Consider the following 21,289-nt stretch of genomic DNA (forward strand, 5'->3'; position numbering starts at 1 on the left):
GCCGCAGGTGCGTACCGCTCCCGCGCCGTACCCGCGCCGTTCCGCTTCACACCTTCGAGTTCACACCTTCGAGAAGAGCCCCAGGAAGCGCGCCCGCCCGCCCCGGACCCGGTGGATAAACATCCCCTCCTCGATGCGCACCTGACGGATGTCGGGGCGGAAGGACAGTGTCCGGGTGATGCCCCGGTGGGTGGTCCGGAAGAGCCGCTGGGCGATGCCGCCGCGTTCCACGTCGGCCGCGCTGGTGGTCCGGGCGGCCCTGGCGATCAGGCCGGCCGCGTCGTACGCCTCGGCGGACCAGCGGCCCGGCGGGGCTCCGAACCGCTCGCGGTGCGCGGCGGTGAACGCCTTCGCGGCCGGCAGCGCCGTCGGGTCGGTGTACGCCTGGGCGAAGACCCACCCTTCGGCGGCCCTGCCCGCGCCGCGGAGGAAGGCGGGCGCCAGGACCGGCCCGACGGACATGCCGGTGCCGGTGAATCCCGCGTCGGCCAGGGCGGTGGCGCAGCGGGCGGCCCGGCCGGGTACCGATCCGGCGTAGACGACCGCGGCCGCCCGGGCGGCGACCGCCGCGCGGGCGGCCGGAGCGAAGCCGGTGGTGTCCGCGTCGACCGGGTGCACCGATATCCGGGTTCCCGCGATCGAGGCGTCCTGGAAGTTGTGGGCGACCCCCCAGCTGCTCCCGGGGCTGCCACGGTCCTCGATGACGACCACCCGTCCGGCCGTGCGGGTCCGGACCAAGTAGCCGATCAGGGCGATGGACAGCGAGTCGTCGAAGGGCCGGGTCACACAGAGGGACTTGGCGACCGACGACACAGCGGTGGTGGATCCCGCCGCGACGACGACCTGGGCCAGGCGCGCCGCCTCGTAGCGGCTGACGACGGCCGCGGTGGCGACGTTCCCGGTGGGGCCGACCACGGCGAGCACGTCCGGATCGGCGACCAGCCGGTTGGCGGTGCTCAGGGCGCGGTCCGCGACCCCGGCGTCGTCCTCGGTGCGCAGGGCGAGCCGGAAGCCCGCGTCGGTACGGGAGTTGTGGTCGTCGACGGCGAGCCGGATGCCGCGTTCATGGGCCAGGCCGACCGCCCTGCCCGGCCCGCTCAGGTCCGCGTGCAGGCCGATCGTGTACGTGGGCAGGGTGCGGGAGGACCTCCCCCGGTCTCGTTGCCGCCCCGCCACCAGGGCGGCGGCGGTGCCGCCGGTCAGGAGGACCGCGCCGGTGGCCGCGGCGGTGAGCAGCCGGCGCCGGGACGGGCCGGGCGGGCCCGGATCCCCGATGACGGTGGGTGGTTCCGGGGTGGGGAGCGCGAGGGCGGCGGCCGAGCGTTCGGCGATCAGGGCGGACAGACCCGGCGGCGCCCAGGAGCGCGCGTCCGGGGGCGCGGCACCGGTGAGCCGTTCTTCGGCCTGGCGCGCGGTGGGCCGGTCGGCCGGGTCCTTGGCCAGGCAGGCTTCGACCAGGGGCAGCAGCCCGGGCGGCAGTCCGTCCAGGTCGGGTTGTTCGTGGACGGTCCGGAAGAGCACCCCGGCTGCGGTGCCGTGGCCGAACGGACGCCGCCCGGTGGCCGCGTACACCAGGACGCAGCCCAGCGAGAAGAGGTCGCAGGCCGGTCCGACCGGCCCGGCCGAGGCCTGTTCGGGGGCGAGGTAGCCGGGGGTGCCGATCACGGCGTCAGTCGCGGTGAGGGCGGTGGCGCCCTCGTGGCGGGCGATGCCGAAGTCGATGAGCCGGGGCCCGTCGAGCGCGAGGAGCACATTGCCGGGCTTGACGTCGCGGTGGACGAGACCGGCCTCGTGGACCGCGACCAGCGCACCGGCGAGGCGGGCGCCGAGCACCCGGACGGTCCCGGCCGGCAGCGGCCCCTCGGCGGCGACGGCCTCGGCGAGCGAGGGGCCCGGCACGAACGCGGTGGCCAGCCAGGGTTCCCGGGCCTCGGTGTCGGCTCCGGTCACCGGGACCACCCACGGTCCGGTGACCCGCCCGGCGGCCTCGGTCTCGCGCCGGAAGCGGGCCCGGAAGCCGGGGTCGGCGGCGTGCTCGGCCCGGATCACCTTCACCGCGGCGAGCGCCCCGCCCGGCGAACGGGCCAGGTACACCACGCCCATGCCGCCCGCGCCGAGCCGCACCAGGGTGCGGTACTCGCCGATGGCGCGGGGGTCGTCCGGAGTGAGCGGCCGCATGCCGGATCAGGTCCTGATCTTCGGCGCCGGGCCGAGGTAGTGGTAGTCGCCGTCGCGCACTCCGTAGAGATACGCGTCGCTGCCCTTGAGGCGGTGGCTCTCGTCGAAGGCGTAGGTCCGGGACACCCCTTCGTACGTGGAAACGGCGATCTTCGCCACGAGTGCGGCCCGCGCGGGTCGTTGGGCCCCTTTGGTGAGCGCGGTGAGGGCGGCGACGACGAGTCCGGCCGCGTCGTACGCCTCGGCGGCCCAGTGGCCGGGAGCGCCCCCGAATCTCGCGCGGTGCGCCGCGGCGAACTCCTTGGCCCGGGGAGCGGTCGCGCCGATGTAGGGGGCGGTGAACTCCCAGGTTTCGGCGCTCTCCCCGGCGTCCTTCAGGAAGCCGGCGTCCATGGCCGTGTGCATGGCCATGCGGGGCCCCTTGAAGGGGGTGGCGGCGAGGGCGCGTGCGGTGCGGGCGGCGCCGGCCGGGTCGCCCGCGTAGAAGAAGGCGTCACTGGCGTGCGCGAGCATGTCCGCGACGACCGGAGCGAAGTCGCGGGTTCCGGGCGGCACGACCCGTGGGTAGGTGGTGCCGGTGGTGAGCAGCCCGACGTTCATGTTGGTGAGGTAGCCGACCTGGTAGGCGGACTGGCCGCCGGAGCGGTCGAGCAGCACGCCGAGCCGTTCGACGTCGGGCCGCAGCACCAGCCGGCTGATGATCGGCCCGGACAGCGTGGCGTCGGTCGGGGCGGCCTGGAAGAAGGACTTCTGGGACCTGGCGGGGTAGGCGATCTGGAGCGAGGACACGGTGATGAGCGGCAGCATCGCCTCGTCGTACGCGGCGAGGACGGCACCGGTGGCGGGGTCGCCGGTCGGGCCGATCACGGCGAGCACATCGCGGTCGCGGGTGAACTGCTCGGCGACCCGCACGGCGCGGGCGGCCTCCCCCCGGTCGTCGCGGGTCTTCACCCGGAGCGTGAAGGGCTTGTCCGCACGGGAGTTGAACCGTTCGACGGCGAGGCGCACGCCACGTTCCTGCGCCCGTCCGGCCGCACTCCCCGGACCGGAGAGATCCGCCTGTACGCCGATGATCCAGGCCCGTTCGCCGGGCGCGGCCGCACCGCTCGCGTCCGGGTCGTCGCGCAGCCATTCCCGTACGGCGAAGGCGCCGCCACCGGCTGCGGCCACCGCTCCGGCGCCCGCCAGCAGCAGGAGCCCGCGCCGCCCGGGGCGGGGCACGGCCGTCGTGGGTTCCGCGGTGACCGTGGCGTCGATCTCGGGCAGCGCGAGCATCGCGGCGGACCGGTCGGCGATCAGCCGTACGACGTCCTCGGGCAGCCAGTCGACGGAACCGTCGGGCGCGTCCTCGACGATCCGCCCGTCGAGCTGCGCGGCGGTGGGCCGCGCGGCGGGGCCCTTGGCCAGCAACGTACCGAGCAGTGCGCGCAGTTCGGGGTCGTCGACCCCGTCGAGGTCGGGTTCGTCGTGCACGGTGCGGTAGAGGAGGGCCTCTACGGCGCCGCTGCCGAAGGGGGGCCGTCCGGTCGCGGCGTACGCCAGGAGGCAGCCCAGCGAGAAGACGTCGCTCGCGGGTCCGGCGGACGTGCCGCCGCCGGTGGCCTGCTCCGGCGAGAGGAAGCCGGGGGTTCCCACCAGCAGGTCCGTCGCGGTCAGCGCGGTGGCGTCGACGGCCCGTGCGATACCGAAGTCGATCAGGCGTGGTCCGTCGACGGTGAGCAGCACATTGCCCGGTTTGACGTCGCGGTGGACGAGCCCGGCGGCGTGCACGGAGGCCAGCGCACGGGACAGCAGGCGTCCGAGCACCCGGACACTGCGTGCGGGCAGCGGGCCGCACCGGGCGACCGCCTCGGACAGTGCCGGGCCCGGCACGAACGCCGTTGCCAGCCAGGGGCGTTCGCCCTCGGTCCCGGCGCCGGTGACCGGAACCGCCCAGGGGCTCTCGACCCGGCGGGCGGCCTCGACCTCGCGGCGGAAGCGGGCCCGGAAGTCGTCGTCCTCGGCGTACTCGGGCAGGATCACCTTGACCGCGGCGAGTGCCCCGGTGTCCGTGCGGCCGAGGTAGACGACCCCCATCCCGCCGGCTCCGAGCCGGCCCAGCAGCCGGTGTCCGCCGATCCGCGACGGGTCCGAGGCGTGCAGCTCATCCATCGGCCGGTCTCTCCCTCAACTCTGCTTCTCGACGGCGGACTTGAGCCGGAGCTCCATGGCGGCCTGGGCCTGGGTGGTGAGATCGTCGATCTCGTCCTCGGTCCGTCCCTTGGCACCCCTGCCCGTCACGGCCAGGGTGAACCGCAGCATCTGCGACTGCTGCCAGGAGTACGGATGGGGGCCGCCGAGCTCGGTGCTCCGGTACTCCCCGAACTCGGTCAACGCGTCCTCGGAGCCGTTCTGTCCGCTCTCGCCCCGCAACAGCGAGGCGGAGACCATGGAGCCGATCGTTTCGCCCTTGCGCAACTGCTGCGTGGGGCAGCGCATCGTCTCCTCGATCGACTCGGCCATCTCCCACCGCGCGTCCTCACGGGTGCGGTGGACGGTCATGACGGCGGAGAGCCGGATGGGCCCCTTGCCCTGGGCCGCGGGTACTTCGAAGGAGCGGGTGACGGTGGCGAGGACGCTGCCGGCCGGCTTCTCCTGGTGCCAAACGCAGTCGGTCCCGAGGACGGGCCAGGTGGCCGGATCGCTCTCGTACGGGCTGCGCCGGACCACTCCGGGCCCGAAGCTGTCGGGGTCGGCGATCACTCGTGCGATGAGATCGAGCGCCGCGCTTCTGGAGGCGGGGAGCCGGGCCGGGTCCGCGTCGATGGTCCCGGCGTCCTCGGAACCGGCGGCGGGTCGTGTGGTCGCGCCGCCCGGCTTCGTGCTCGCACTGCCCGACGGGTGCGGACTCTCACCTTTTCGTCCCGGGTTCTGCTCGCTGCTGGAACAGGCCATCAGCAGTAATGGCGTCAATAGCAGGATCCCGTACCTGCGTATCGGCCCGCCGTACATCACGATCGACCACCCCGTCTCCCCGATGCCGCGTCGATCCTATGATCGTGGGCCGGGCACGGGGAGTTCAGGGCAGAACTGTTGCGCCTTCAGGACGTTGTGGTGACGCTCACGCCACGGGCGCCGCCGCGACCGGTTCCGGGTCGGTGGCCAGGCGGGCGTGCAGGTGCTCGTCGTGGTACTTGCCGTCGCCGAAGCGGTGGGAGTCGCGCAGGGTGCCCTCGGGGAGGTAGCCGCAGCGGTCGGCGACCCGGCAGGAGCTCTCGTTGCCGGTGGCGTGGGCTATCTCGATCCGGCGGGCATCGGCCGTCGCGAAGCCCCAGCCCGTCACCGCGGCGGTCGCCCGGGTGGCGATTCCCCGTCCGCGGGCGGCCGGCAGCAGCCAGTAACCGATCATCGCGAGGCCGTCCTCGCGGTCGACCCAGCGCAGTGTGACGGCGCCCAGCAACGCGCCGTCGGCGGCTTCCACCACGGCGAAGGGGGCGACGGCGCCGCGGTCCCAGGCTCCGTCGCGCGCCTCCACCCAGGCGAGGGCGGCGGCGCGGTCCTTCGTTGCGATCGGGTTCCAGAGGGCGATCTGCGGGTCGGCCGCGGCGGCCACCAGGCCGTCCAGCATGCCCTCCGACTCGGTGTCCCGCCGGCTCCATGGGCGCAGCACCACATCACCGAGGTCGAATGTGGTGCGGACGAAGTCCCGTCGGTCGACGGAGTCCTGCGCGGTCTGCGGGGGCGTGGATGTGCTCATGACGGCATTCCTACCTGGCGGCCGAGGCCCGCGCCAGTGAATATCCGCCGGTCACAGGCGCGAGGGGCCCGCGCCGCCCCCTGCGGCCCCGTCGTTCCCGACGCGCCGGTCCGGGAGTTGGACGACTGTTAACCCGCGTGCGGTCTCGCGATTCCCGCACGGCACGGACGCGGGCGATCGAATAGGTCCGGACCACTCCCGGACACCTTGATCCGCATCGCATTTAACACTCCCTTAGCGAATGGTCTATACCTTTGACGATACGGTGGATCTCCTGATGCCACCACATGCACGGCCATGGGGGCCTTATGACGATCCATCACCTTCCGCAACCTCCTTCCGATCAAGAGCTCTACTGGTATTTCGGCCCGCAGCGCCGCTGGGTACTGATCAGCTCCTCGCTGGCCTTCGTACTCACCGCGGCGACAATGCTGACCTTCGCCCTGCGCACCCCGGCCCTCTGGGCCTTTCTCGCGGTGCTCGCCCTCAACCTCGTCGCCCTGGCGCTCTCCTCGGTCAACAGCCTGCGCCAGCGGCGGCTGACCAGGCGCTCGCACGAAGTGCTCGTGCACGCCTGGAATCCGGCTGAACTCCCGGGTGTCGACCTGTACTTACCGACCTGCGGCGAACCTCTCGCCATTCTCGACAACGCCTACCGCGCGGTCTCGGCGGTCGACTGGCCCGGCGCGCTGACCGTGTGGGTGCTGGACGACGCCGCGAGCCCCGAGGTCGCCGGGCTGGCCGCCTCGTACGGATACCGGTACGTCGTCCGGCCCGACCGGGGCCACCTCAAGAAGGCCGGCAACCTCAACCACGCGCTCACCCTGAGCGGCGCCCAGTACATCACCGTCCTGGACGCCGACTTCGCGCCCAGGCCCGACTTCCTGCGCCACCTCGTGCCGTATCTCGCCGATCCGGGGGTCGGCATCGTGCAGAGCCCGCAGTGTTTCGACACCGACGGGACGATGAGCTGGATCCAGCGCGCCGCAGGGTCGGCGCAGGAGTGGTTCTTCCGCTGGATACAGCCGTCCAGGGACGCGAGTGACGCCGCGATCTGCTGCGGCAGCAACGCGGTCTACCGCCGCAGCGCCCTCGACCTGGCCGGCGGCTTCGCCCGGCTCGACCACAGCGAGGACCTGTTCACCGGGCTCGCCCTCCACGAGCAGGGCTTCCGCACCCTGTACGTGCCGGTGCTGGTGGCCAAGGGCACCTCGCCGGACAACCTCGCGTCGTTCGTCAATCAGCAGTACCGCTGGGCGATGGGCAATCTGCACCTGCTGAGCACGCCCGTACTCGCCCGCATGCGCGCCCCCTGGCGGATGCGGCTGTGCTTCTACGAGGGCATCGTCGGCTATCTGACGACGGCGGTGAACACCTTCGCCGCCCCGCTGCCACCGCTGGTGATGCTGCTCCGCTACCCGGACGACATCCGCCCCTGGCACGTACTGCCGCTGCTCGCCCCGCTCTGGCTCTGGCACGTGCTGCTGCCACGGATCAGCCGGACCCGCTGGCGGGTCGAGGTGATCCGGGCCAACGTCCTGACGAGCGTCGCCGCCGGGGCCGCCTTCCTGCACACCCTGCGCGGCCGCAGCGCGGCCTGGGTGCCCACCGGGGCCGGCGGTGCGGCGAAGGGCGGCATGGCCCGCCGGGTCGTGATCGTCTCCCTCGTCTGGCTCTGCTGCTCCACCGGCGCGGCCACCGCCGGGCTCGCCCTGGCCCTGGCCCGCAACGGGTGGACGCCCAACTGGGGGCTCGCGCTCTATCTGCTGGTGCAGTGGCAGATCAACCTGCCCCTGATCCGCGACCTGTGGGCCGAACTGCGCCCCGCTTCCACCACACGCCTTACCGCCCGGCCCACGCGGCCGGGCGGACGCTCCCTGCTGCCCAGACGCTGGCCCGAGGCACTGGCCGCCACAACGCTCCTCGTGCTCACCGCCCTGCTCGCATCCGGTTGGGTCAACCCGATGCTGCCCTGGCTGAGTTGAAAGGCCCGTCAGAACAATGCCCACGCCCACATCCCCCGTCGCGCCGCCCGGCGGTCCCGGACCGGGTTCGCGCCGCGCCGGGTTCCGCCCCGACATCGAGGGGCTGCGCGCGGTCGCGGTGCTCGGGGTCCTCGCCTTTCACGCGGCCGAGCCCGGTCTGACCGGTGGCTTCGTCGGGGTGGATGTCTTCTTCGTCATCTCCGGATATCTGATCACCGGGCTCCTGTTGCGCGAGGCCGTCACCACCGGCCGGATCCGGCTCGGCGAGTTCTTCTCCCGCCGGGCCCGCCGACTGCTCCCGTCGGCCGCCGTGGTCCTCGGCGCCGTCGCACTGGCCGGGGCCTGGCTCACCGCCCCGCTGCGCCGCATCGAACTGGAGTACGACGTGGTGGCGGCCGCCCTGTCCACCGCCAACTGGCGCTTCGTCCAGCAGCAGACCGACTACCTCGCGGCGGGGCACGACCAGAGCCCACTGCTGCACTTCTGGTCCCTGGCGGTGGAGGAGCAGTTCTATCTGCTCTGGGCCCCACTGCTCGCCGGGTTCGTGTACGCCGCCGCCGGGGCGGCACGCCGGGGGCGGGCCGTGCGGTCGGCGGTGACCGCCTTCACGGCGGTGCTCACACTCGGTACCTTCGTCCTGTCACTGCGCTGGACCGGCGACTCCGTATCGCTGGCGTACCTCGGAACTCCTTCGCGAATATGGCAGTTCGGCGTCGGCGCGCTGCTGGCGCTGCTGCCGTGGCACCTGCTGCGCGGCCCGCGCCCGCTGCGTCTGCTGTCCGGGTGGGCGGGGGCCGCGGCACTGTTGTGGTGCATGGCCGAGTACGACGCGTCGACCCCGTACCCCGGCTACGCGGCGCTCGTGCCGACGCTGGCGACCGCGGCGGTCATTCTGGCCGGGATACCCGACCGGTCGGCCGGCGCGAGTACGGACGGCCCGGACCGCCCGGACCGCCCGGACGAGTACGGGGTCGGGCGGCTGCTGGGCGGCCGGGCACCCCGTGCGATCGGACGGCTCTCCTACCCCCTCTATCTGTGGCACTGGCCCGTGCTGGTGCTCGCCGAGGCCCGCCTCGGCCCGCTGGACTGGACGGCGAAGGCGGCGCTGACGGCGGCGGCCGTGCTGCCCGCGCTGGCCACCATGCGCTGGGTCGAGCAGCCGGTGCGGCACAGCCGTACGGTCTCCGAACTGCCCCGGCGCGGGCTGTCGGTGGGGGTCTCGGCCGTCGCCATCCCGGTCGTCCTCGCGCTGGTGATGGGCACCACGGCCCTGCGCCTGCTGGGCCCGGCCACACCGGTGGACGTGAAGGGCCTGCCGCCGGGCGCGGCCGAGGGCCCGCATCTGCTGTCGCGGGACGGTACGCCACTGCGGGGCGGCCCCGTGGTGCCCAGTCCCGTCCAGGCGCGCAAGGACTTCCCGCCGGACGGCGCCTGCGAAGTGGCCCCGCCGGTGACCAGCAGTCCGCGCTGCCTGTTCGGAGCGGCGGACAGCCCGGACCGGATGGTGCTGCTCGGCGACTCGCATGCCGGGCAGTGGTTTTCCCCGATGCTCGCGCTGGCCGCCGGACGCGGCTGGGCGCTCCAGGAACTGGTGAAGCAGGGCTGCCCGCTGCCTGAACTGAGCGTGGTCAACCCGCAGTTGGGGCGTACGTACCATGAGTGCGACACCTGGCGCGCGGACGCGCTGGCCCGTATCACGAAGGGGCCCAAGCCCCGCCTCGTGGTGATCGCCTCCCTCAACCGCTACACCGACGACCAGCGGCTCCTCGCCAGGGGCTGGGAGCGGACGCTGAAACCGCTGCGTGCGCTCGGTGTCCCGATCGTGTACCTGGAGGACACGCCCGTACCGGGGAAGGACATCCCGGCCTGTGTGTCCGGGCACACCGCGGACCCGGAGTCATGCGCGTTCGCCCGCTCCCCCGCACGGTGGCCGGACCCGCTCGCGCGGCGGATCGCGGCCGGCCGGCTGCCCGGGGTGCGGGCCGTCTCGGTCAACCCGGTGCTGTGCCCGCCGGAGGGGGCCGACTGCCCGGCGGTACGGGACCGGATCCTGCTGTACCGGGACGACGCCCATCTGACCGATGTCGCGGCGGTGGTCCTCACGCCCCGGCTCGAACGGCTCCTCTCGGAGGCGGGAGCACTGCCCGGCGGTACCGGGGCGGCGGCGGGCGCGGACGGCTGGACCCGGGTCATGCACGACGACTTCGAAGGACCGGCGGGGGCCCGCCCGTCCGCCGACCGCTGGAGGTACGACATCGGCACCTGCTACCCGGGCTGCCCGGCCCCGCAGTGGGGAACCGGTGAGATCGAGACCATGACGGACTCGGCCGACAACGTGCGGCTGGACGGGAAGGGGGCGCTGGAGATCGTCCCCACCCGCAGGGACGGAAAGTGGTACTCCGGCCGGATCGAGTCCCGCCGGGCGGACTTCGCCCCGCCGCCCGGCGGGGTGATGCGGATCGAGGCGTCCATCGCGCTGCCCGACGTCACCGGCCCCGCCGCGGCGGGCTACTGGCCCGCCTTCTGGACCCTGGGAGCGAAGCTCCGCGACGGCTACACGGGCTGGCCGTCCGTCGGCGAGCTGGACATCATGGAGTCGGTCAACGGCCGCGACACCTTCTTCGGCAGCATGCACTGCGGGACCGCCGACGGCGGCCCCTGCGAGGAGCCGGCGGGCCTCACCTCGGGACCGCAGCCGTGCCCCGGCTGCCGTACCGGATTCCACTCCTACGCCGTCGAGGTCGACCTGACGCCCGGCGCCGAGGAGGTGCGCTGGTACCTGGACGGGCGGATCCACCACCGGGTCGGCGCGGCCCGGATGGATGCCGGGACGTGGGACCGGGCGGTGCACCACGGGCTGTTCCTGATCCTGAACGTGGCGATGGGCGGCAAGCTACCGGCCGCCGACGGCCTCACCGCGGGCCCCGGCACCGAACCGGGCCACCCGATGCGAGTCGGACACGTCACCGTCTCGACCCGGGAGGGCACCACCCACTCCTGACCGCACCCCCGCTGCGCCGCGGTGCGCGGCATCACACCACGCCGCGCACCGCCACACCGCAATGCCACACCGCACCGCGCACCGAGTCGGCTCCGGTACGCGGCGCGGCGGGGCGGGGCGGGGCGCGGCGCGGCGCGGCGGGGCGGGGATTCGGGTGTCACATGTCACGAGTCCGGTGTCCGGCACCACATGTCACATGTCACGCGCCGGACGCCAGGCACGCCATGTCACACGTCACGCGCCAGATCCAGGCGTCACATGTCACACACCCACACCCCTAGGAGAGAGCCAGCTCCGTGACGTTGTCGGCCTCCAGGACCCACGTCGCGCTCAGGCCGCCCTCCTTGACCCGTGCGTCGCCGTCGCCCTTGAGCACGCCGATGCGGTTGCCGGACAGGGCGATCTGAATGGCCTGGTTGTACTCGTGGACCCACGTCGCGCTCAGGCCGCCCTCCTTCACGCGGGCCTCACCGTTGTCCTTCAGGATGCCGATGCGGTTGCCCGACAGTTCGAGCTGGATGACGTCGTCGGCCTCGCGCACCCAGGAGGCGCTGAGGCCGCCTTCCTTCACCCAGGCGACACCGTTGCCGGCGAGGACGCCGATGCGGTTGCCGGCCAGGTCGATGCCGATGGCGTTGTCGGACTCGCGCACCCAGCTGGCGCTGAGACCGCCCTCCTTCACCCAGGCGACACCGTCACCGGTGACGACACCGATGCGGTTGCCCGACAGTTCGAGCTCCTTGACCTTGTCGGACTCCTTGACCCACGTCGCGCTCAGGCCGCCCTCCTTCACGTAGGCGTCGCCGTTGTCCTTGAGGACGCCGATGCGGTTGCCGGACAGGGCGATCTGCTTGACGTCCGTGGCTTCCTTGACCCAGGTGGCGCTGAGGCCGCCCTCCTTCACCCAGGCGACGCCGTCACCGGTGAGGACGCCGATGCGGTTGCCGGAGAGGGTGATCTGCTTGACGTCGCCCGACTCCTTGACCCAGGTGGCGCTGAGGCCGCCCTCCTTGACGAAGGCGTCACCGTTGACACGCAGGGTGCCGATGCGGTTGCCGCCGTCGCCGGAGACCGTGCCGGGAACCGCGCCGGCCTGGGTCGTTCCGGCCAGACCGGCCAGGGCCAGGGCGGCGACCGCCGCGGCGAGTGTCTTGCGCTTCATTGGAGCATCTCCTCAGTTCGGATGGCCCCTTGGGCCCGTTGAGCGGCACCCTCGGGGAATCGATCGATCCGAAGACGACCAACGACCGGCGGGGCGGCCGGTGCGTGAGCCATTGAGGTGAGCCGGGCGCACTGGGCACGGTTCGTCGCGCGCCCCGAAATGCGCCGTCAGGAAACGTGGTTGAGGAGGCTGTGGCCTGCGGGAGTGGTGGTGTGGAGAGCGGTGTTGTGATGCCGGGTGGTGCGGGTGAGGCCGGCGGTGCGGAGGACGGTCGCGTGCTGGCTGGCGCTGGCCGGGGAGATACCGGCGTGGCGGGCGAGTTCGGTGGTGGTGCAGCCAGGGCGGTGGGCGATGGTGCACAGGACCACGGCGCGGGTATGGCCGAGCAGGGCCGTCAGCGAGTCGGAAACGGTGCTGAGGGTTCGCGCGGTGTCGATGGGGGACAAGAAGTGATCGGTGTCGCGGAGGCCGACGGGGTAGGTCAGCCACGGCTGGGGCTCGGCCGTGTCGTCCAGCGCGGGGTACACCGCCCCGAAGACCGAGGGGATCAGGAGTAGGCCGCGGCCCGCGAGATGGATGTCGCCCGTGCTGCCGGAGGCCATGGTGAGTTCCAGAACGGGCGGCCTCCACCGGATGTAGCGGGGGTTGAGTCCGGAAAGCAGGGCCTGGAGCCCGCCATGAGCGACCTGCCGCGCACGCAGTGCCTGGTCCGCACCGCTGAGGGCATCGATGTGCTGCTGATACGGGGCGATGACGTGCTGGTGCGCGTGGGCGGCGGTCTCGGCCAGTTCCATCAGCAGTCGCTTGTCGCTGCCGAGTGACTGTGTCCAGGACGGCACGGGGCGCCGTTGGTCGAGTCCGACCCAGGTCTCCATGTTCTTGCGGACCTGGGCGGCGGGCGTGGCGCGGACCCGGTCCAGCGCTTCTTCGATGGTGCCGGCGGTCGCGTGGCCGAGGAATTCCACCGTCCAGCCCGTCGGTGGGATCAGGTCGCACAACCGCCTGACTCGCGGCGACAGACGGCGCAACGATTCCCGGCGCCAGGCCCCGAACCGGGTCGGATGGCTGGTTTCCTGCAACAGGCGCAGCGCGATGTCCAGCTCCAGCATGGGACCCGGCCCGCCGGCCAGCCGGGTGCGGGTCAGGTCTTCGGCGGTGAAGTGGATACGCAGCGGCATGACGCAGAGCCTGCCCAGGATGTCGTTATTCGGGCCAGGTCAAATCGCGTCGATCACCGAGCGGCCGCCCGGCCACTCTTGTCCGTGAGCGAGCACGAACACGGTTCGGTTCGTCCCTGGCCATCGGCCGCCCGGCCCGGATGCGGTCGGACGGTCGGGACAAGGGGGAGTCGGGGCCGTCCGGCCGTGTCCGTGCCGCTCGGAGGCAGTTTCCGGCACCGCGTCGGGAACCTGCAACGCACCCGAGAGACGAGGAACGCATCATGCGTATCAGCCATGTCCTTGCCGGCACAGCAATGGGGGCCGCTCTCCTGCTCGGGGGAGTCGTCGCCGCTCCGGCCCAGGCCGCCACCGCACCCGCCGACTCCCAGAGCGCTTCCGTCACCGTGGCGGCGACCGGGCAGGAGACCGGCGAGTACTTCTCGGCGAAGTCCCGTTGCGACAAGCGGGCGTCGTACTACCTGGCCGCCTCGAACGTCTACGACTACAAGTGCAAGCCGAGCGGCAGCCTCTGGGCCGGCTGGGTCCTCGCCGACTGACGGACCCGACTCCATCGGCGTGTGCGGGACGGGCGCGCCGCCCGTCCCGCACATGCTCCGCGCGGCGTCAGTGCGACGCGTCCGGCTCGGCCCGGGCCGTCTTGCCCGGGGGCTTCCGGTCCAGCACCGCCCACCGGTCGGCCGGCGCGTCCGACACACCGTGCCGTGTGCCGGAGCGATTCCGGTGCGCGGTACGGCCGTTCGGCGGGGCGCGCGGGAGAGGCGCGCGCCTTGATAGCGTCGCTCCCGCGATCGCGGTTTCCGCCTCCCGCCGGGGTCGTCGCCGTGCGTCGTACGGTCCGCCCCGAGGGGCACGGGGAGTTCTGCGGCAAGGACGAAGAGGGCCCGACGCATGAGTCTCGCGCAGTTGCACTACACCTCTGCCTCTGCTGCTTCTGCTTCCTCTGCGGACGACGACGGGGGCGGGAGCGGCGCGCACTTCACCGCTGTCAGCACAGGGCTGCCCACGCAGGTGCTGGCCGAGGCCGAACAGCTCCTTCGCTACGAGCCGCCCGCCGACGCCCCGCACCGGCCGACGGCCGACCAACTCCGGTCTCTGCCCGAGGCGTTCAGCTTCAGCGCGCTGCCGGACGGCGGACACCTGCTCTCCCGTGCGGTGGGGTTCGCCGGTCACGGCACCCTCGGGTTCCACGCGCACGCGGTGCATCTGGAGGCCGGTACGCGGCTGCCGGGCGACGCCCTGCCGATCACCGCCTGGCGGTCGCCGAACTGGGCCTCGACCCCGCCGGGCGGCGGCACTCCCGAGCGGATATCCACGCTGCCCGCCTCCGCCGCCTTCGGCCCCGAGGCGCTGAACGACTTCGCGGTCTCCCGGAGCCCCTGGCTGGCGGCGGTCTTCGCCGATCTGCGCCGGGTGTGCGAGGACCCGTCGGCGGGACGCCTGGTGCTGGTGGAGCGGCACAGTGCGGACGTGGCCAGGTGGATCGCCCTCGCCTCGGCCGTGCTGCCGCCGGACGACGCGCACCGGCTGACGTTCACGACGTACACCCGCCGCCCGGCGCACTCCCCGCACCAGGTCGTCGGAGTACTGCCACAGGATGCCCCGCCGCCGGACGGCTCCAAAGGCTCCGGGGCGCAGGCGCTGCGGGTGCGCGACTGTGCGGGCGCCCGTCCCGGCGAGCCGGTGGACGACGCCTGGGCCGAGACCTGCGCCCGGATCTGGCGGAACCGGTCCCCCGAGTTGTTCCGGGCGGCGGCCGAACTGCCCGGCGGGCCGTTCGCCGCCGGACCGCTCGCCGTGACGGCGCTCTGCGCGGGTGTTCCGCTCGGGGCGGCCGAGCGGGCCGCGGCGGCCGAGTGGGCCGCCGAGCGGCCGTACGCGCTGGACGAGGAGCGCACCCACCGGCTCGCCGACGCCCTGACCGACCCGGACATCGACCGCACGTCGCATGAACTCGCCGCTGTGGCCCGGCTGTTGACCGCGCTCGACGGAAGGGCCCCGGCCGCCGTGACGGGCTCTCTCGGCGCCCTGCTGGTGACGGTGGCGGTCTACGGGGGCGATGTCTCCGTGGCTCCCCCGGGGCGTTCGGTCTTCACCGGGCCGGGCGGGGAACGTGTCGCCGCGGCGCTCGTCGAGGCCGTCGGCGACGATCTGCGCGCCGAGCTGGCCGCCGGCGGGCCGGTCGTCCCGGACGCCGTGCCCGGCCGGAGCGTGGGGCGCACCGTGCAGTTGCTGCGGATCGCGCGGCTGCTCGACGTGGACTGCGCGGAGCTGCTCCCCGCCGTCGTGAGCCGGATGGCGCGGTCCCTGCTGGACGAAGGGGCGGGCGGCTTCGGGCCGGTGCTGCTCGACCTCCTGGACGAGCAGTTCGATGTGCGTACGGCGCTGCTCGGTGAGCTGGACCGGATCGCCCCGCAGGATCCGTCGGCGACGGAGCGGTTGCTGGCCGGGGTCGCGCTGCCGTTCACCGGGGCGCAGGCGCTGCCGCATCTGCGGATGTGCGCGGCGGCGCCGGAGGCCAGGGCGAGCGGCGGCGAGGACCGGGTGAAGGTGCTGAACGCGGTGCTGCGGGCCGGTGGCATGTCACCGTTCACCGAGCCGCTGGTGCTGCGGACGGCGGTGGGTCTGGTCTGGGGCGACGGCGTCCCCACAGTGGGCGAGGCCCGGCTGCTGCTGGCCGGGAGCACGTCCGACGCGCATCGCACGGCCGGTACGTGGTCCGTTCTCGTCGGGGCGGCGCTCGGTGCCCCGGCCGACGACCACGAAGCCCCCGAGCTCGCCCATGATCTGTTGCGCGGGTTCCCGCAGGAGATCGACGCGCGGGCGCGCGGTGCGCTGCACCTCCTGGAGTTCGCGCGGGACGTCCGGTCGGGGGCGGCGGAGCCCGGCTGGGCGGAGCAGGCCCGGACGCTGTGTGCGGGGGCCGAACCGGTGGAGCCGGGCGTGCGCGAGCAGGCGTTCGGCGCCCTGGCCGGGCGGCTGCTCGACCCGGACCGGCCCGAGGCGGAGCTGTACGCGTTCGTCCACTGCGACGACCCGGACCTCATCGCGGCCTACGGCAGCGCCGCCCGCCGGGACGCGGTGCTCGCCCGGCTGCGCTCCGACCCTGCCTATGTCGCGGACTGCTTCACCGTCTGGAGCTCCCACCCGCACGCGGGCCGTGCCTGGAGCGAGACCAGGGCGGCGCTGCTGGAGGAGGTGCTGCGTCCGGTGGTGCGCGGCCTGTCCGCCGGCGAGGTGACGGCGGTGGAGGAGGCGGCCGAGCGGGCGGGAAGCAGCCGTACGGCGGAGGCGTTCCGGGCGTGGAACCGGCCGGACGGCTTCCGCAGGCGGCTCGGCAACAGGCTGGCGGCACGGGTCCGGCGGTCATGAGAGGCCGCCTCGGCCTTCCCGGACGGGAGACGGAAGTCGTGGCCCGTCCAAGGTGACCGGTACCGTGTGACATATCGATCTCGTGCGCTCCCGGCGGGCTGCGTGACACCCCCAGGAGGAACAGATGACGACGAACCGCGGACGCAAGGACGTCATCCGGGACCGGATGGCCGCGACGGGCGAGTCGTACAACGTCGCGGCCCGCAATCTGAAGGCCATGAAGGACATGGGCGCCACGCGTGAGGCCGTCCTCACCCAGCGCTGGCGCCCCGCGGACACCCTCGATGTCCCGTGCCCCTGCGGCGGCACCTGCGAGCCCGGCGAGCGGTGCGAACGCTGCCACGCGCTGCACCGGCACGTGGCGCGCTACCCCGGCAGCGTCACGGACGTGGAGACCTGGGCCGACCGCTACGACTGCCTGGGCTGTGCGTCCTCGTACATCCTGACCGTGGTGCTGCCCGGACGGCCGTGGGGTGTCGCCGAGACGGTGATCCAGGGCGGATCCGCGGAGCCGGTGGTGCGGGCCCGGGTGTTCCCGGGGGTCGCCCATCCGCTGCTGAAGCCGGAGAGCGCCGAGGACGAGGGCTGACGACCGGCGTCGCCCCCGGCGCGGAACACCGCGTCACAGCACGGCCCGCACGCCGGCCGCTCCCGCCGCGACGGCGAAAAGCGATGCCGTGGCGACGAGGACTCGCGGGTTGCCGAGGTTGACCGTCCAGCCGATGCCGACCCGTTTGGGCACCAGGACCGCCGGGTCGTCGGCATTGACGTAGACGGTGCCGGCGCCGCGCCAGAAGCGGTCGTCGTCGCGTGGTACGAGTCCGGTGTCCGCCTCGTCCGCGGAGTCGGGCAGCCGGCTCCCCGCGGGCCCGACACGCAGGACGAGGCAGGCGACCAGGGCGAGCACCGCGACGAGCGGCACGCCGGTGACGGCCCAGGTCATGGGCTTGGAGCGGGTGTCGCTCCACATCAGCGCGGACAGCCCGAGCAGCATGAGGTTCAGCAGTGCGGCGATGCCCATCATGGAGCGGGCCGTGAAGACGAGGTAGCGGCGGTACCGTGCGGCGCCGGCCGCGGGGCGTGCCACGTCGAGGTCGGCGCGGGCGCGCAGCAGTCCGGCGACCACGGCGGCCACGACGAGGGTGAGGAGCACCTGGCACAGGACGAGGCCGAAGGCCGTCCACACAGTGGTGGGGTACGACTCGTAGACGGTGCCGCCGGCCGAGCGCCGGGGCATGGAGATGCGGTCGGGCAGCCCGGGGTAGACGATGACGCCCGCGGCGGTGCTGACGGCGATCACTACGAGCGCGGGGACGGTCCAGTACCAGGGGAAGCGGACCGGGTCGGTGCGCAGCGAGGTGTCCATGACGGCGCCCTGCCGGGTGTGTTCGTACCAGCCGCCGGCCGCCTTCGCACGGGCTATGCCGCGATGTGCCCGCACCCACAGCGCGGCGGCGAGGGCGCAGAGCAGCAGGGAGCCGGCGGCTCCGGCGGTGAGGGTACCGAGGGCCGCGCCGAGCGCCGAGGCGAGCACGGTGACGACGACCGCGGCGACGAGGAGCGTGCCGCGGTACTGGTGGCGCTGCTCCTCGACGGCGGCGGCTCGCGCCCTGTCCGGCGGTACGCGTACGCCGAAGGGGACGGCGGAGGGGTTGAGGAGCGGGCTGGGGGCGGCGTACAGGACGGCGCTCAGCACCGCGAGCATGCCGAAGTTGAGAGCTGCGTCGACCAGCAAGGTGTTCACCTGTCCGTTCTTGTCACTGATCCCGGCGGGGCGGGACGTCGCGCCGGTACATGGCGCGAATTTTCGGATCCGTGTTCCGAGAGCCGTAGCTCGCGGCGGTCCCACGGGTCATGGTGTCTCGTCCGGTCGCCCGGGGAAGCCGTCCAGGACCGTCCCGACATGGCGCGTCACCTCCTGTCTCGGGATCCCGCGGACGTCCAGCTCGGCCAGGAGGGTGCGCATGCGCGCCTCCCAGTCGACACCGGCCCGCAGTTCGTCCGACGGCTGCTTGACGTCGGACCGGACCGCCGCGCCGCTCTTGCGGTTGATGCGGATGATCCCTTCGCGTCGTAGCAGGTCATAGGCCTTGTTGACGGTGTGGAAGTTGATCGCCAGATCGACGGCCAGCTGCCTGGTGGACGGGAGTCCGGCACCGGGCGCCAGCGCGCCTTCCGCGATGGCTTCCACCACCCGGTCCCGGATCTGCTGATAGATCGGCACCTCGCTGTCGAGGTCGAGCACTAGGTACACACCCCGATCCTATCTGCTATACATCTAATAGAACAGATGCTCACGGCAACGCGGCAAGCGCGGCGTCAGCGCGCAATTGCCCAGGGGCCCCCACCGGGCCCCAAAAGGAGGGGGAATCCCCATGGCACTGATGAACGTCTCCGACACCGGCCTCACCATCGAGTTCAGCGGCCGCGAGCGCACCTGGACCCGGCGCGGCTCCCTGACCGTCCCGCTCGCCGCGGTCCGCCGGGTGACCGTCGTCGACGCTCCCCTGCGCGCCGCCCACGGCACCCGCAAGGGCCTGCACGCCTCCGGAATCGCCAAGATCGGCGTCTGGGGACTGGTCGTCGGCCCTCGTCAGCTCGTGGCCGCCTACCGGGGCAGGCCGGGACTGCGCGTGGAGCTGGACCGCGCCGCCGCCGGTGGCGACTTCGACGAGCTGGTCCTCTCGCTCGACGATGCGCGGCAGGCCGCACGGCTGATCGAGCAGCGGGTGGGGAGCCACCGATGAGCGGACGGCCGCAGGGCCCGCACATAGAGGTCAGCGGGCTGACCAAGCGTTACGGAGCGGTCCGGGCCGTCGATGACCTGAGCTTCACCGTGCGGCCGGGCGTCGTGACGGGCTTCCTCGGCCCCAACGGCGCGGGCAAGAGCACGACGATGCGGATGATCCTCGGCCTGGTGGCCCCCACCTCCGGCACCGCCACCATCGGCGGCAGGCGGTACGCGGACCTGCCCCGGCCCTCCGCCACCGTGGGCGCCGTGCTCGACGCCTCCGCGGTCCACCCCGGCCATTCGGCACGGGACCACCTTCACATCTACCGCACCATGGGCGGCCATCCGGCCGACCGGGTCGACCGGTTGCTGACCCGGCTGGGACTCGCCGAGGCGGCGGACCGCCCGACCCGCACCTTCTCCACAGGCATGCGGCAACGGCTCTCGCTCGCCACCGCGCTGCTCGGCGACCCGCGCGTACTGCTGCTGGACGAACCGGGCAACGGGCTCGACCCGGAAGGCATCGCCTGGCTGCGCGCCCTGCTGCGCGGACTGGCCGCCGAGGGGCGCACCGTGCTGATCTCCAGTCATGTGCTGAGCGAGGTGCAGCAGATCGTCGAGGACGTCGTCGTGATCCGCAAGGGCCGGCTGGTGGCGGCCGGACCCCTGGCGGAGATCGAGCGGACGTCTCCGGGCACGGTGCTGGTCCGCTCCCCGGACGCGGCGGAGCTGCGCGCCGCGCTGCTGCGCGGCACCGCTCGGGACGGGGCGGCCGACCGGGTGGACCTCATGGCGGACGGCAGCCTGCGCGTGTACGGGATGGCGGACCGCGCCGTCGCCGATCTGGCCGCAGCCGCGCGGCTGCGGGTCCACGGGCTGACCACCGAGGCCGGCCTGGAGCAGCTCTTCCTCCGGCTGGCGGGGGACGACGGAGCGGGCGGCCACGACCGGCCGCAGGCAGCGACGGACAACGGAGCCAGCAACCACAACCGGCCCCAGGCAGCAGGTGCCGACGGAACCAGCGGTCACGACCGGCCCCAGGCAGCGACGGACGAGAAGGCGGCACGGCGATGAGCGCACTGATCAAGGCGGAGTTCCGGCGGCTGGCCGCCACCCGCCTCCCGATGTGGGCGCTCCTCGCCGCCGTGGTCCTCGGCGGCGGCATGGTGGGGGCGATGACGCTGGTCGGCCCGGAGAACTTCGATCCGCCGGCGCCCGGCCTGGACACCGAGGCCGGCGTCCGCTCCGTACTCGGGATGCTGAGCTTCACGGTGTTCCTGCCGGCCGCGCTCGGCACCCTGGCGATGACGTCGGAGTACCGCCACCGCACCGCCACGTACACCTTTCTGTACGCCCCGCGGCGCCGCCAGGTACTGACCGCCAAGCTCGTCGCGTACGGCGTCGCCGGTCTGCTGTACGGGCTGGTGCTCACCGGTACCGCGGCGGCGGCCTTCTTCGGGGGTGTGGCGGCGCGCGGGGTGACGCCGGGCATGGCCACCGGCGAGGTGCTGGGACTGCTCGTCCGGCCGGCGGTGGCGATGGCGGTGTACACCCTGCTGGGCGTGGCCGCCGGGGCGCTGATCCGGCATCAGGTCGCGGCGCTGGCCGTCGTCATCGGCTATCTGTACGCGGGCGAGTACCTGCTGATGCTGATCCCGGGCGTCAAGCTGCTCTACCCGCTGCTGCCCGGCGGCGCCACGGCGTCCCTGACCGGCTTCAGCTATCTGGCGGACACGATGGCCGCCGAACTGGCGACCGGCCCGGTGCCGCTGCTCTCCCCCGTCGGCGGCGCACTGCTGCTCGCCGGGTACGCGCTGGTCGCGGCGTTCGTCGCGGTCCTGGTGCCGATGCGCAGGGATGTGCACTGACCCCGCACGACCCGGCGGGGGGGGGGGGGGCCCCCCCCGCGGGCCCCCCCCCGCCCCCCCCCCCCCCCCAGCGCGCGC

Annotated in this window: 16 protein-coding genes; 8 read left to right on the forward strand and 8 right to left on the reverse strand. The window is 73.3% G+C overall.

The annotated features are described in order from the left end of the window. Positions 1–60: 60 nt before the first annotated feature. The 4 genes from ABZ622_RS17410 to ABZ622_RS17425 form a co-directional block, all read right to left on the reverse strand. On the reverse strand, positions 61–2,178 hold the full coding sequence (locus tag ABZ622_RS17410; RefSeq protein ID WP_360543930.1) for a bifunctional serine/threonine-protein kinase/ABC transporter substrate-binding protein: 2,118 nt from the start codon (positions 2,176–2,178) through the stop codon (positions 61–63). 6 nt (positions 2,179–2,184) lie between these two features. Continuing rightward, on the reverse strand, positions 2,185–4,329 hold the full coding sequence (locus ABZ622_RS17415) for a bifunctional serine/threonine-protein kinase/ABC transporter substrate-binding protein (protein ID WP_360543932.1): 2,145 nt from the start codon (positions 4,327–4,329) through the stop codon (positions 2,185–2,187). Between the two features lie 15 nt (positions 4,330–4,344). Beyond that, positions 4,345–5,112: a hypothetical protein gene (locus ABZ622_RS17420; RefSeq protein WP_360543934.1), complete on the reverse strand. Its 768-nt coding sequence runs from the start codon at positions 5,110–5,112 to the stop codon at positions 4,345–4,347. A 166-nt stretch (positions 5,113–5,278) separates the two neighbouring features. Next, positions 5,279–5,914 carry a GNAT family N-acetyltransferase gene (locus ABZ622_RS17425; RefSeq protein WP_360543936.1) on the reverse strand — a complete coding sequence of 212 codons (636 nt, stop codon included), beginning with the start codon at positions 5,912–5,914 and terminating at the stop codon, positions 5,279–5,281. A 308-nt stretch (positions 5,915–6,222) separates the two neighbouring features. Here ABZ622_RS17425 and ABZ622_RS17430 point away from each other — a divergent pair, with 308 nt between their 5' ends. Both ABZ622_RS17430 and ABZ622_RS17435 read left to right on the forward strand, forming a co-directional pair. Continuing rightward, positions 6,223–7,899, forward strand: a complete 1,677-nt coding sequence (locus tag ABZ622_RS17430) for a cellulose synthase catalytic subunit (protein WP_360543938.1) — start codon at positions 6,223–6,225, stop codon at positions 7,897–7,899. A 16-nt stretch (positions 7,900–7,915) separates the two neighbouring features. Continuing rightward, entirely contained in the window at positions 7,916–10,900 is a 2,985-nt protein-coding gene (locus ABZ622_RS17435; protein WP_360543940.1) for an acyltransferase family protein, read from the forward strand. A 277-nt stretch (positions 10,901–11,177) separates the two neighbouring features. Here the strand turns inward: ABZ622_RS17435 and ABZ622_RS17440 are convergent, their stop codons facing one another. Beyond that, positions 11,178–12,062, reverse strand: a complete 885-nt coding sequence (locus ABZ622_RS17440; RefSeq protein ID WP_360543942.1) for a peptidase S1 — start codon at positions 12,060–12,062, stop codon at positions 11,178–11,180. 167 nt (positions 12,063–12,229) lie between these two features. Continuing rightward, on the reverse strand, positions 12,230–13,240 hold the full coding sequence (locus ABZ622_RS17445) for a winged helix-turn-helix domain-containing protein (RefSeq protein ID WP_360543944.1): 1,011 nt from the start codon (positions 13,238–13,240) through the stop codon (positions 12,230–12,232). 263 nt (positions 13,241–13,503) lie between these two features. On the opposite strand from ABZ622_RS17445, the gene ABZ622_RS17450 reads away from it, so the two are divergent. The 3 genes from ABZ622_RS17450 (at position 13,504) to ABZ622_RS17460 (ending at position 17,201) form a co-directional block, all read left to right on the forward strand. Next, positions 13,504–13,779 carry a hypothetical protein gene (locus ABZ622_RS17450; protein ID WP_360543946.1) on the forward strand — a complete coding sequence of 92 codons (276 nt, stop codon included), beginning with the start codon at positions 13,504–13,506 and terminating at the stop codon, positions 13,777–13,779. Positions 13,780–14,131: 352 nt separating this feature from the next. After that, complete coding sequence (locus ABZ622_RS17455; protein WP_360543948.1) at positions 14,132–16,612, forward strand: GTPase-associated protein 1-related protein; 2,481 nt, start codon at positions 14,132–14,134, stop codon at positions 16,610–16,612. Between the two features lie 124 nt (positions 16,613–16,736). Continuing rightward, complete coding sequence (locus ABZ622_RS17460; RefSeq protein ID WP_360543950.1) at positions 16,737–17,201, forward strand: hypothetical protein; 465 nt, start codon at positions 16,737–16,739, stop codon at positions 17,199–17,201. A 33-nt stretch (positions 17,202–17,234) separates the two neighbouring features. Here the strand turns inward: ABZ622_RS17460 and ABZ622_RS17465 are convergent, their stop codons facing one another. Together ABZ622_RS17465 and ABZ622_RS17470 are read right to left on the reverse strand one after the other, a co-directional pair. After that, entirely contained in the window at positions 17,235–18,356 is a 1,122-nt protein-coding gene (locus ABZ622_RS17465; RefSeq protein ID WP_360543952.1) for a DUF5808 domain-containing protein, read from the reverse strand. Positions 18,357–18,464: 108 nt separating this feature from the next. Next, complete coding sequence (locus tag ABZ622_RS17470; RefSeq protein ID WP_360543954.1) at positions 18,465–18,866, reverse strand: GntR family transcriptional regulator; 402 nt, start codon at positions 18,864–18,866, stop codon at positions 18,465–18,467. Between the two features lie 121 nt (positions 18,867–18,987). Between ABZ622_RS17470 and ABZ622_RS17475 the strand changes: the two genes are divergently transcribed. Genes ABZ622_RS17475 through ABZ622_RS17485 form a run of 3 tightly spaced genes read left to right on the forward strand, consistent with a single transcriptional unit; the run spans position 18,988 to position 21,211 of the window. Further along, positions 18,988–19,359, forward strand: coding sequence for a hypothetical protein (locus tag ABZ622_RS17475; protein ID WP_360543956.1), 372 nt, complete (start codon positions 18,988–18,990; stop codon positions 19,357–19,359). Further along, entirely contained in the window at positions 19,356–20,417 is a 1,062-nt protein-coding gene (locus ABZ622_RS17480; protein WP_360543958.1) for an ATP-binding cassette domain-containing protein, read from the forward strand. The genes ABZ622_RS17475 and ABZ622_RS17480 overlap by 4 nt, the downstream gene beginning before the upstream one ends. Next, a complete protein-coding gene (locus ABZ622_RS17485; RefSeq protein WP_360543960.1) occupies positions 20,414–21,211 on the forward strand; it encodes an ABC transporter permease in 798 nt (265 codons plus the stop codon). Before ABZ622_RS17480 ends, ABZ622_RS17485 begins: the two co-directional genes overlap by 4 nt. Positions 21,212–21,289 lie beyond the last annotated feature (78 nt).

This window comes from Streptomyces sp. NPDC007164, assembly GCF_040634135.1.
Lineage (GTDB): Bacteria > Actinomycetota > Actinomycetes > Streptomycetales > Streptomycetaceae > Streptomyces > Streptomyces sanglieri.